Genomic DNA, 12,870 nt, shown 5'->3' on the forward strand with positions numbered 1-12,870 from the left:
CGAAGTAGAGTTCCAAGACGCGCTTGATCGGTATTTGGCCGACTATAGAAAGCAGCGGGCTCTGACAACTCAGCCGCACGCTTTCCGCCTTGGAGCGAGTTTGCCTTTGGCGCGTAGGTCGCTAATTGGCTAGGAAGGAAATTGGGTGCGAGAAATGAGTCGTCCGCGCAATCAGGCCAGACCCTGCCATGGCCCGGCCATTCTCAGGTATCGTCGCGTTAGAGCGCTGGGCACAAGCACGCTACCGCAAAAATCGCAAAGCGCTGTCGGACCGTCCGTCTCTTAGCAATCAGCTCGCCTGTTCACTTGAATGTCCGCTTTCTGGAATACGCAGATGGTCTGCTCAGCGTCCGACATAATGCGCATTGCTGCCATTCGCAGTGCGGACAAGCGAGAAAAATCAGGCCTCCACGGCCAGGCAGGCATTGCGTCGCTGCCATTCCCACTCGACCGGAAAGCCCCGCACCAACCGCTGCAATTGCATCGACGTGGGCTGGCGCCCGTCGAGAATTACCTCGACCAAATCCGCAGCAGCGTTAGTCGAAGGATATGGGAAATGAAGGACTAGCTTCCTGGCCTCGGCCAGTTCGGAGATCGTGGCGAACTACCCTGTTTTCAGTTGATGCTTCCATGCAAAGGCAAGAACCAGGGCACGAACCAGCGTGTTGTCGATGCGCGGACGGGTCGGTGCCCATCCCTCGGTCGAGTTCGGCGACACCACCAGCCTGTGGCCACAACAAATGCCGCAAGGAAGTTGGCAAGCCAAGAGCTCCCTCGGCTAATTCGGTGCCTCTCTCCCAACTTGGCACCATTTCCGCTAGGATATTCCGATATCTCGCGGGAGGTAATGACCTGGATCGCGTTCACCGTAGAATGGCTACCATCCTTGCTGCCGATGCAGCCGGCTACAGCCGGCTGATTGGCAGAGACGAGGAAGGGACACTTGCCATCCTACGGGCGCATCGTCAGATCATTGACCGACTGATCGAGGAACATCAGGGACGGGTGTTCGGGAGCGCTGGGGACAGCGTCATCGCCGAGTTTGCAAGCCCCGTCGAAGCGCTTCGATGCGCCACCGAAATCCAGTTCCAAGTCGACAGGCAAAATGCTGAGCTGTCCGACCCACGCCGCCTGCGCTTTCGCATCGGCATCAATCTGGGCGATGTTGTCGTAGAGGGAGACAATCTCATGGGCGACGGTGTGAACGTCGCCGCCCGTCTCGAAGCCCTGTCACTTCCAGGGGGAATATGCATCTCGGAGGCGATTTACTTGCAGGCGCGCGACCGGTTGTCGCTCGAATTCGTCGATCTTGGCGAACGACGGATGAAAAACATCGCCCGGCCTTTACACGCGTACCGCGTGCCTCTCGCTTCAGAGGAGCAGGTCACGTCGCCTTTTCGCGGTCTCAACCCCTTCGAGTTCGAAAACGCCGACCTGTTCTTTGGGCGAGCTCGCGCGACTGCTGCGTGCATAGAGCGCCTTGAACAGCAAGCTGCCAATGGCAAGGCATTCCTACTCATCTATGGTATGAGCGGTTCCGGCAAGTCTTCTCTCCTTCGAGCAGGGCTGCTGCCTTCCATCACTCGACCCGACACAATGGCTGGCATCAAACTTTGGCGCCGCTGCCTAATCCGCCCTTCCGACGCCACAGATGCGGTCGCCTCGCTGGCCGCTGGCCTGCTTCGCGAAGGCGCCCTGCCGGAGCTGGCCTGCGAACCGGCAGCGCTGGCTCAACTCTGTTGGAGTTCGCCGGATCGAGCTCTGGCGCTCGTCCGCCAGGCCCACGCCAAAGCGGCGGCCGCCGCAGGTTCAGCCCCGTCACAAGTGCGATTGGTAGTGGCGATCGATCAGATGGAGGAACTGTTCACAACGGAGGCGGCATCGCGCCAAGTGCTGGTGCGGCTTCTTGCGGCACTCGCCAGCAGCGGACTGGCCTGGGTGATCGCGACGATCCGATCGGATTTCTTTCACCGTTGCGGTGAAGTCCCCGGTTTCTCCGCACTGAAGGATGGCCTCAGCAGCTATGAGCTCCTGCCGCCGACAGGCGCTGAGATCGCCCAGATCATCCGCGAGCCGGCACGCGCCGCCGGGTTGCGCTACGAGGAGACCGCCGAACGGGGCCGGCTCGATGACGTCCTGCAGGAAGCAGCAGCTGCTGATCCCAGATCTTTACCGCTTCTCGAATTTGTGCTCGACGCTCTGTACGAGGCGGGACGGGAGCGCCGTATCCTCACCTTTGCTGCATACCAGGCACTTGGCGACCTGGAAGGGGCGATCGCCCGCCGCGCCGACGAAGTCGTAGAAGCTCTTCCGCCGGACATCCAGGAGGAACTACCAATAGTGTTGCGTGCCATCACCACGGTGCACCCAGGCGAAGAAGCTGTTGCGGCGCGTCCGGCATTGCGCGCCGAAGTCACGGGCACGCCTCAACGATTGGCTCTCGTTGAGGCGTTGGTTGCTGCTCGCCTTCTCGTCAGTGATGAGGATGCCGCAGGCCACATCTACGTGCGCGTGGCACACGAAGCTTTGTTGAGCCGCTGGCCGCGCGCTGGCGACATTGTCAATGCGAACCGGAGCTTCCTTGAGGCCCGCGCTCGGATCGCGGCTGACGCCGACCGCTGGCATGCCGACAACCGGAACCGGGAGCTTCTCCTGCCGTCCGGCAAGCGTCTTGCCGAGGGCGAGGAATTGCTGCAGTCGAGACGGGTAGAAGTCGACGATCAAATCGTCGACTACATTGAGACGTCTTCACGTGCCCAGGCGGATAGAGAGGAGAAGGACAGGCAGGCAGAGCGGGCACTCATCGAGGCGGTTGAAGCAGCAAAGCGCGAACGCTTGGAGCGCGAGGCCGAGCGCCGCTCCCTTGCGGCGGCGGCAGCGACCCGGCTCGCGAGACGCACGCGCTATGCGGCCATCGTCGCCACGGCGTTGGCTCTTATGGCCAGCGCAGGCGCGTTCTTCGGGTTCAGAGCACAACAGGGAGCAACACGGCAAGCGGAGTTGGCGAGGGCGGCCGAAAAGGGGGCCCTTGAGGCGCGCGATCAGGCGCTGCGCAATCAATCTCTTTCAATTTCGTTTCTTTCGCAACAGACCGCGGCGAGCGGCGACACGGAGGCCGCGATCCTGTTGGCGCTGGAGGCGCTGCCGAAGAGCGGATCGGGGGCCGCGCGGCCAAATCTCTTTGAAGCAGAGGCCGCACTTTTCAACGCTCTGTTGGCACACCGCCAAACGGCGGTGTTCAAACATGACGCCGGAGTGACGCAGGCAGCCTTCAATCGAAGCGGCAATCGCATAGTCACTGCGTCCTACGACAAGACCGCACGCATTTGGGATGTCGCGAATCGTAGAGAGATTGCAATCCTGAAGGGCCATGAGGGACCTGTAGAGAGGGCCGGATTCAGTCCGGACGGACGCCGGGTCATTACGGCGGCAAGGGACGGCACCGCGCGCATCTGGGATGCCGACTCTGGAGCGCAGCTTTTTGTTCTTCAGCCGGTGGGCGGCTCCTTTCTTACAGCAATATTTGACCCAAGCGGCGAGCGCGTGCTGACCGCGGCCGGAAACAATCAGGCTTCGCTTTGGAACCCCCGAACCGGAACGAAGATCCTGAGCGTGGATAGCTATGGAGACGGATTGGCTGGCTTCAGCCCGGATGGTCGCAGCTTTGCAACCTCAAATGGACAGCGCGTTTTCATCTGGAATGCGAAAGATGGCGCGCTGATCCATCAATGTTTTGTCGGCAGCTATTCATCCAAGCTCACATTCAGCCCGGATGGAAGTCGGCTGTTGGTAGGCTCGTGGCTTACAGTTTCATTTGACAATGTCCCCGCGCTTTTGGACCCATTGAAAGGAACCGAAATTGCAAGGCTCCTCGGCCACAAGAGCGACACCCAGTTACAAGGCGCAACGTTCAGTCATGACGGCCGCCGAATTGCAACGGTATCACTCGATGGTAGCGCGCGTCTCTGGGACGGAAACTCTGGGGTTCTAGTTGACGTGCTCGGCCAAGAGTCCCCGAACTTGAAACAGAGTGACGCCGGGGACGACCGTGATCAGGAAATGAACAGCGCTTTCAGCCCCGACGATCGCCTCCTCGCCACCGCTTCCATAAACGGTCCGTTACGCATTTGGGACGTCGGTCGAGCGTCGCTGTTCGCCACCATCACTGGCCATCGCGCCTTGATCGAGCACCTTGAGTTCCACCCGGTCGATGGCAATATTCTACTCACGGCTTCACATGATGGCACCGCTCGCCTCTGGGACGTCGACGGAATTCTGACGACTACCCTGCACCACGAACACCCGCCGACTTTCGCGGTATTCAGTCCCGACAATATGCATCTTCTGACTGGAGGTGGGGACAGCGCTGTGCACCTTTGGGATGTGGTAACCGGTCGTAAGCTGGCCGACCTCGACACGCACGAAATCGTCCAGAACGCAATGTTCAGCCCCGATGGAAGTCGCATTGCAACTGCATCCCTCGCAGGCCGAGTCCTCATCTGGGACGTCGCGAGCAGGAGCGAGATCGCACGGCTCAAATTTCCAGGCGGGCTGTTTCAAATTCTGTTCAGTCCGAAAGGAGATCTCCTGGAGGCGAGTTCAACTCTCGGCACCGCATGGTTGTGGAACGCGGCGAGTGGCGCCGAAGCCTCCACTATCCAAACAAGTGCGCAGGTCGTTTTCGACCCGGACGGCGATCTCGTCCTCGCCGCGACCAGCGACAACGCCGCGCACTTGTTGGAAACGGACGGGACCGAACTAAAGAAACTGGTTGGGCATGAGGGTCGAATCACCGGGGCAGCATTCAGTCCGGACGGCAAACTGGTCGCCACGGCCTCGCTCGACCACACCGCGCGCATCTGGACAGTCAAGGACGGGAGCACCGTCGCGATCCTAAGAGGTCATCGCGATGAGCTCACCGCAGTCGCGTTCAGCTCGAATGGTCAGTCACTACTGACTGCCTCACGCGACGGCACCGCACGCATCTGGAGCGTCCTAGACGGAAAGGAAAGGGTCGTTCTCAGGGGGCACACCGGCGCAACGACCAGTGCGCAATTTAGTCCTAACGGTCTCTATGTCCTGACAGCCTCAACTCAGGACGGCACGGCCCGGCTCTGGGCCGCGCAGACGGGACGCGAGATGGCAGTGCTTGCCAGTCCCAAGGAGGAGAACAAGCGGCCGGCACCGATACGCGCGGCCTTCAATTCAGATGGAACGAGGATCGTGATCGTGACGTATGATGAAGACGTTCGCGTCATACGGGTTTTTCAGTCACCCCAAGATCTCATCGATTTTGCAAAGCAAACTGTTCCGCGCGAACTGACCGCGTGCGAACGGCGTCGCTTCTTCCTTCCCGCCGAAGGCGACCTTAGTGGCTGTCCAAGCTGAGGCCGCCACTGGAACTTTGCCCTTTTTGCTGACATGAGGCGCAACTGCGATCCCTCCAGCGAGGTCGTAGCTAAGTGTCTGCTTTCAGTCGTTGGCAGGACTGGGTTCCACTGCCGACACGAGGCGCATTGCTGCCATTCGCAACGCGGACAATCACCGTTTTGGTCCAAATCAGACCTCCAGGACCTGGCAGGCATTGCGCCCCTGCCATATTCCCACTCGACCGGAAAGCCCCGCACCAACTTTTGTAACTGCATCGTCCTGGATTGACTCCCGTCGAGGATGGCTTCGACCAGATCCGGGGCCAGTTAGTCGAAGGATATGGGATATGAACGACCTATCGGGCTTCCTTGCCTCGGCCAGTTCGGGGATCGTAGCGAACTTGCCTGTTTCCAAATTGTACTCCCCAAGAAGACCACGCGGGGATTTCCAAGGCACCTTACCCGCCTGGCGCTCAAGCCAAGTCTAGTCTAGCTCTCCGGCGGCGCGCCGCGCCAACGGGAGCGAGTGGACTTAGTTCGCCGGCAGTCCGATTGCGAGCACGATCGTATCGCCAGCGCTAATATTCTTGGTCATATGGCCCGCACCTATCGTGGCCTCTACAAGGAGCACGTTCCCAACGGTTCCGTACTTCGCCACTGGTCGCTGCTATCTGGTATTCCCCCTGCACGGTCACGAAGGCCATACGACGCGGTGCTGGGTGAGGTATGTCGCCTTTCCATGACGGCGTTGCGCCCATCCAGAAGGCATACGTTGCCGGCGAAAATTGCCTACATGAAGCGGTTCAGCAGGTGGCGCGGCAAATCCAACTTCCAGTTCCGCCTCCTGATCATCGAAGCACGACGCTCTTCCGAATCTGAAAATAACCTTGAAAATCGCATTCGCATTTGCCATCCCCCCTCCGGTTTTAACAGCCTGCCAAGGCCACCCAGGTGGCGGCCACGTGCTTCTATGCCCAGTCATGTCGAGAATGGGAGCTGGTTACAATATCCGCTTTCGGGGAGCGATTGTCGGGCGTCTTCGGCCACATGACGGCGCGTTTCAGACAGGCAGTTTTGGGGCCGAAGCGGACAGGCAGCTTCAGGCTGCGGTTCTTCGACACGGACATTTAGGTTGCGTGGCATCGTCGTAATAAGACCGATGACGAAGCATGCAACGTGATGAATTGTAGCCCACGGCCGACCAGAGGGGGATTTCTAGTCTGAAGCTTTGGTAAATCGGCCGCAGTCAAGCTCCACTGGCTGTCCATGGGGAGTGTGCAAATATGCTCGCCGCCACTCGTCCCGACGGCATGCCAGCTCCGAGCACGAGACGTTCCCTCCAGCATTCAGAATACGTTCGAGCGCAGACAGCACGGCTGTGTAATACCTGCCTGTGTCGTCGGCACTCCCAGCAAGACTTGCCAGGCGGACTTCTTCGCACAGGGTTTCCGTCCATTTTGATTGCGAGATGGTCCCCGATCCAATCAATAGATCGGCGATTGCCATTGCTTGGGCGTGCCAGGGTTCAGCGAAGATTGGCTCGTCGTCTCTTCTCCTCAACGGCCCGTAGCCCAGATCAGGCACGCTCAAGGTAGCTCTCCCAAAGATCAACGAAAACGCGATCCCGCCGATCCTTCGCTTCCGGCCACAGTTCCGATGCAGCGAAGCTGACCGTGTAAAGGTGCTCCGCTTTATGTTCGCCCCGTGCAGACGCATCGGGCAAGACATGCGCACCATGATGAGCCAAGATGCTTCCCTTTCTGCCCCGCGCATAACCGGGAAGACGAGTATGTCCCGAGTGCCCCGACATCTTTGCGCGCACTGTCTCGCCGAGGGCAAACGATGGTCGAGCATCGATATCGACCTCGTAGCTGCGTGGATTCTTGGCATAGGCTCTCGCCCCCTCCGCGGTCTCAGGCGGATATCCTGGCTGCGGCGTGAATGTCGATGCCCCCGATTTGAGCTCCGCCAAAGTGACATAGCCCACGTCGATCATTTCAGCTGCAAGGGTGAGCATCCAATGGTCGAAATAGGTTCGAGTCAGGTAGTCCGCCGGAACGATCAACTCACGGCAGTGCCGGAACCAGTCTATCGACCAGTCACTGTCGCCAGCGGCAGCCTGCGTCAATCCGAAAGCACGTATTTCCCACTCTTCATGGAAAGGTCGACCATCGCCCACGCCTTGAATTTGGCCGAAGCCCTCGCGCCCACCGAGATCATGAACACCATCCATCAGCGGCCTCCCAGCGACGGCAAGAGAGCCCTTTCAGTTCCGATCATCGAGTTGCGCGTAACCAGCCGCGCAAGAGAGTCCTCGTCAAAGCCCTCAGTACCCTTCGGCTGTTGCGGCAGGACCAGGTATCGTCTTTCTGACGTCGAGTCCCAGACGCGCACTTCTACGGCGTCTTCGAGATCGACGCCGAATTCTTTCAGGACTCCTCGAGGATCGCGTACGGCGCGCGCCCTGTACTCGTTAGACTTGTACCATGCGGGCGACATGCCCAGAATGGAAAACGGATAGCAGGAGCAAAGCGTGCATACGACTAGATTATGAACGTCCGAGGTATTCTCGACAGCGTCCAAATGACCCGTCGCGTGACCCGCGAAGCCCAACTCGTCGATTGCCGAGGTAGCGTTTGCAAGCAGGCGCGCTTTGAAAGCGGGATCTTTCCACGCTCGCGCCACGACTCTGGCACCGCGCTTGGGTCCGATCTCCTCCCTGTACATCTCGATCCACGCGTCCATCGCTTCCGGATCGACCAAGCGCTTCTCGACCAGGAGACTCTCGAGAGCTTTCGCTCTCAGGGCCGGCTCGGACGGCAAGTCGTGGTGCAAGTCGTGATGAATCTTCGAAATCTTTTGCGAATTGAAATTCGTCATAGACGTCCCCCGATTTGAGGCTCAATCGGCGCACAATTTATCACGGACACAAGGAAGGTGCAAATAAGTATCCGGTCGATAATACTGGCAATATGAGATCTTTGCGATGTTGAGAAATACTGACATGAACGATCTCATTCAGCCTTTCAGCAGCAATGATCCAACCTCGGACCGGAGCTCATACGATATCGATTCCTTCTTGCAGAAGCTTATCCTTTCGCCGGAGGCAGCCGGCGTGATATTGCACTCCAATAGATTATCACGCCACCGATGCGATGCTGCCGCAGCGGCGTATCTGCGATTCAAGCGTCTTCGCTAAGCGCGAGCAAAGCCGCCAGCGTCAAAAATCAAGTCATGAAGTCAAATCATTCGAAGACGGTTCGGCCGTTGCAATAGGCTGTGCATTAAGCAGGGTGGTGACGGCAGTTATGATCTGAGCCGGAACGAACGGCTTCGTGATCATTAGGCTGCCCGGCACGCCTTCCGCGCCCCAATGAACTGCGCTGTCACCGCTGATGTAGACAACTGGTATCGTTGCACTTGTCTGGCGGAGGTGGCGCGCCACGCCCCAACCAGATTGTCCCGGGCCCAAACGAATGTCCGAAATTAGCGCCTTAAATTTATGGGGATCGGCATCGAATGCTGCTATTGCCTGCTCAGCATTCTTGACCCCGACTACGAGAAAGCCAGCTTCTGCCAAGGCTGGCTCGAGGTCGAGCAGGATCAGGGCTTCGTCTTCGACAATTAATACAGCGGCCTCATCCATGGTGAACCCCAAGGTCGCTCCCTAATGGTCGGCAGGCTAATTAGTTCCATGAATATTCTCGGTCACATGACCAATATTAGAACTGCAAGAGACGAAGCTCGCCTCGGCTAACCGAGACGGACCCTGCGTCGTTTGGACGACACTGCTTAGTGAGGTCCAAACGAATTGAAACCTCTGCTGAGAAGTTCCTAAACACTCGGGACCTAGTTCAAAGGCCCCGCCCGCTGAGGCTTGGGCTAAGTCGACGTGCAAGTCATTCCGACTACGCACGAAATCAGCCTGATGCGGCCTTGGCGCGCTCTTCATCGCACGATTTCAAGCGGATCATGTTGGGGTTGTCTTTGAGCTCCGCGGCGGTCGCGCAGGCCCGGAGTCCGGCCTTCCGTGCGCCTTCTGCAACTAGCTCAGTCTCATGCTCCCCCTTGATCCACCACTTGGTTAGAAACTTCTCCGCGGTCCAGCCCGGGTCCTGTTCAAGCACCTCCCCAGCAGCCTTCTTCGCCTCGTCCGGCTGGTTCAGGTAACCGTACAGCATGGCAAGAAAGGATTTCTCATTTATCGAAGGGCCGATTACAAGCTTTACATACTTAAGCGATTTATCGAAATGCTCTTGGAAAAAGTAGCTCCAGTAAAGACCGTAATTGTACCAGTTCGGATAGTGAGGATTCAGCAATATAGCTCGCTCCGACAGCCGGACCGCCCGTGCAGAGTCGCTGGCAGCAATGTTCGTGGCAATCAGCGCAAGGGTATCCGCATCGTTTGGCCCAAGGGCTTCCGCCCTTTCAAACTCGACAAGCGCTTGGGCCGGCTGACCATTCCAACTAAGAGCCTGCCCGAGCGCGCCATGGGCCCTATTGTTGTTCGGATCGAGCTCGACGGCTTTCTGGGCAGCCTCCAGTAGCTTTGACAGAGCCTGCTCGGGGGAATCAGCAAAGCCATAGCCATACAGAAGGCTGTAGACGTAGGCCAAGCCGACGTAGGCCCGCGCCATCTGCGGATCGAGTTCGATGGCCTTGCGGAACAACTTCTCTCCTTCGATCAGCCCATCCTTGGTGACACCCCCAACCGGGGTTAAGGCCACCGCATCGGCCATCAAATAGGTGTCATAGGCCGTCAGACTGTTGGGCGGCTTGTGCTGGGCAACCTTAACTTGGGAATTGCGAATGACACCGACCTGGGACCCCAAGGTATTTGCGATTTTCGCAGTGACATCGCTCTGCACCGCGAAAATATCCTGTGCCGGCCGATCGTAGCGCTCGGACCAAAGGTCGGCACCTGTTGCAGCTTCAATAAGCTGGGCCCTGATGCGAACGCGATCGCCGATCGCCTGCAGGCTACCCTTGAGAACATAACGCACGCCCAGATCCGCGCCGACCTGGCGGACGTCCACGGCCTTGCCCTTGTAAGCCTCGGTCGAGTTGCGAGCGATGACGAGAACTTGGTCCGCCTGAGACAGGTCGGTGATGATGTCTTCAGTTGTTCCGTCCGCGATCCGTTGCCATTTGGGGTCGTCGTCGAGGTTCTCGAACGGCAGGACGGCAATCAACGCTTCATCGACAGCCGTGCCCGATGATTTCCACCAGCCCTGGATGCCAAGAACGGCGCCGGCGGTCACCGCCACAACAGCAGCCAATCCCGCCGGCACCAGCCATCTATTGCGCAAGCGACCAGCCTTGAGCAGGCGGCGCCGAGGCTGCCCCTGCAGGGTCACGCGGTAGACCGGCACAGGCTCGGCGATGTTCTTCACCCGCTGCTCGCCGATGGCCTCGAAGCCGAAGGCAAGCTTCTTCTCTACCTCTTTGGCCACCTTGCCGGACACGTAGACGCCGCCAGGCTCCGCGATCTGCTCGAGGCGCGCGGCTATGTTGACCCCTTCGCCGTAGCGGTCGTCGCCCTCGACGATCACCTCGCCGAGATTGATGCCTATACGCACCTGGAAGCGCTGATCCTCGGGAACTGCTGCGTTGCGCTCCGCTAGCCCTTTTTGCAGCGCCACGGCGCACTCAACGGCGTCCACAACACTGGAGAACTCAGCCAGCAGACCGTCGCCCATGAGCTTGAAGATCTGGCCATGGTGGTGGGTAATTTCGGGTTCGAACAGCTCTTTGCGGCCGGCCCTGAGGCGCTCGAACGTACCCTGTTCGTCCTGCTCCATCAATGCGGAGTAGCCGACGACGTCCGCGGCAACAATGGCAGCTAGCTTTCGCTCCATGACCGCCCCCATTTGGATAATCACACTGCGCGACTGATAGTACCACAAAGCATGGAAAATCGTATTGGGGACGCCGGCATCGCTGATTTGCCCAATTTTTGGGAGCGCTTGTACCAAAACATGCACTCGGCCGTGGACTCATAAACGCTGGTCCGGTTCTCGAGTGTCCGCTATCCGGAAGTCGCGAAGCGTCGGGGTGGACTTCCGAAATGCGCCAATAACGGACACCGCGATCTGCCGGAGGCCTGCGGCCCGCACACCACTTGCTACAATCGCTTTGTTCACTGGCGGCGGGCAGGTGTCTGGGACCGGATCATGGAGGCGCTGGCCGCCTCTCTCATAATGTGGCCGCGCAGATGATTGACACGTCCATTGTGCGTGTCCACCAGCACGGAGCCTGCATCGCCGGCAAAAGACAGCAAGATATGGGTCACTCGCGAGGCTGACTGACGAGCAGAATTCACGCTGTAATGGACGCCAATGGTTTGCCGGTGCGCCTTGGAGCATCTGCAGCTAGCTCACCGGGTTGGCTGGACATAGGTCGGAGCGCATCATGATCTTTCAGCCCAGTTCTTTCCAAGCGCGTTGATCCGTCCACGCATCGCCTGCGTATACCGGACGTGAAAGAGAGGCGAACCATTATGCCGGTTACGGAAGTCGAACTGATCGCAAAGCTTCGCGATGCTATCGAGGCGATCCGGGACCACCTGTGGAATTGAATGATTTCAGACTTCGCGCCATTGAGGCTAGTCTGCCAAGAGATGCTCCAGCCGGCAGCGCGGAAATGGTGGCGCTAATCCTGATCTATCGAAAGACAGACAAGCGCAATGCCCAGACGTCCCGGTAGACGCTGCACGGCTTGACGACGCACTTCTCTGCAGTGATCGCGCCTTAGCTTTGGCCCGGAAACTTGCAGCAGCGTGCCGCAGGACTTCTTCGACACGCATGTGCTTCACATATACGATAAGCCCGGCTTGAGCCTTTGTCTGGCAGGCCGCTTCATGCCCCTCGGCGCCCTCCCGCGTGCTCCTGGACGTCCGCCAAAGCCGGATTGCGTATCTCCGGACTCAGGAATTTAACCGGGGCCCAGATAGCGTCCAGCGCTGCCGGGCACGTTTATGGAAATCCACTTGTGCAGCAAAGTTGGTGCAGCGAGTGCTCATGCTACGTCAGCATATTAAACTGCCTGCTATGTAGTCTTGAGGTGATCCATACGCTTGATCGCGACGTAGAATGATAAATTGTTGTGCGGAGAACTATTCGATGAGAAGGATGACCGCGCTAGCGTTAACAGTGCTTGTTTCGACGACCGCGCAAGCTGATGCCTTGTCTGACGCCGGCGGTGTCTGGATGAGAGATGATGGCAATGCCCGTGTCAGAATAGCTCCATGCGGGCAAAAGCTGTGCGCAACCAATTTGTGGATTGGTGACACCAGCAAAGGCGAGGAAGTTGGCGACAGACTGGTTATGACTTTGAAGCCGAACTCCGCCAACGCCGCCAAAGGAAGTGCCTATGATCCGAAGCGAAAGCTGACTTTCTCAATGACCCTTCAGGTCGCCAGAAAAGGGTTGACGACGCGCGGTTGCATAGCCGGCGGATTGATTTGCAAGAGCACTCGTTGGACGCCGGCACAATGAACCGG

The 12,870-nt window shown here is 58.7% G+C and carries 7 protein-coding genes and 1 pseudogene; 3 read left to right on the forward strand and 5 right to left on the reverse strand.

The window, feature by feature from the left end; all coding sequences use genetic code 11:
- Positions 1 to 873 precede the first annotated feature (873 nt).
- Positions 874 to 5,388, forward strand: coding sequence for an nSTAND1 domain-containing NTPase (locus tag JG743_RS27850; protein ID WP_202295010.1), 4,515 nt, complete (start codon positions 874 to 876; stop codon positions 5,386 to 5,388).
- A gap of 1,196 nt (positions 5,389 to 6,584) precedes the next feature.
- On the opposite strand, the gene JG743_RS34800 is transcribed toward JG743_RS27850, so the two are convergent.
- From JG743_RS34800 to JG743_RS27870, 5 genes are all read right to left on the reverse strand, one after another.
- Entirely contained in the window at positions 6,585 to 6,953 is a 369-nt protein-coding gene (locus JG743_RS34800) for a hypothetical protein (RefSeq protein WP_446720919.1), read from the reverse strand.
- The gene (nthB, locus tag JG743_RS27855; protein WP_202295013.1) at positions 6,946 to 7,602 is read right to left on the reverse strand and encodes a nitrile hydratase subunit beta; all 657 of its coding nucleotides are present in this window, start codon (positions 7,600 to 7,602) and stop codon (positions 6,946 to 6,948) included. Before nthB ends, JG743_RS34800 begins: the two co-directional genes overlap by 8 nt.
- Positions 7,602 to 8,249 (reverse strand): nitrile hydratase subunit alpha, encoded by a 648-nt coding sequence (gene nthA, locus JG743_RS27860; protein WP_202295016.1) that lies wholly within the window; start codon positions 8,247 to 8,249, stop codon positions 7,602 to 7,604. The genes nthB and nthA overlap by 1 nt, the downstream gene beginning before the upstream one ends.
- A gap of 352 nt (positions 8,250 to 8,601) precedes the next feature.
- Positions 8,602 to 9,015 (reverse strand): response regulator transcription factor, encoded by a 414-nt coding sequence (locus tag JG743_RS27865; RefSeq protein WP_202295019.1) that lies wholly within the window; start codon positions 9,013 to 9,015, stop codon positions 8,602 to 8,604.
- Positions 9,016 to 9,289: 274 nt separating this feature from the next.
- Positions 9,290 to 11,353: an adenylate/guanylate cyclase domain-containing protein gene (locus JG743_RS27870; protein ID WP_202295022.1), complete on the reverse strand. Its 2,064-nt coding sequence runs from the start codon at positions 11,351 to 11,353 to the stop codon at positions 9,290 to 9,292.
- A gap of 102 nt (positions 11,354 to 11,455) precedes the next feature.
- On the opposite strand from JG743_RS27870, the pseudogene JG743_RS27875 reads away from it, so the two are divergent.
- Positions 11,456 to 11,754: pseudogene (locus tag JG743_RS27875) on the forward strand (transposase); the annotation flags it as partial.
- A gap of 736 nt (positions 11,755 to 12,490) precedes the next feature.
- A complete protein-coding gene (locus JG743_RS27880) occupies positions 12,491 to 12,865 on the forward strand; it encodes a DUF2147 domain-containing protein (protein ID WP_202295025.1) in 375 nt (124 codons plus the stop codon).
- Positions 12,866 to 12,870: the final 5 nt, after the last annotated feature.

This window comes from Mesorhizobium sp. 131-2-1 (assembly GCF_016756535.1).
Lineage (GTDB): Bacteria > Pseudomonadota > Alphaproteobacteria > Rhizobiales > Rhizobiaceae > Mesorhizobium.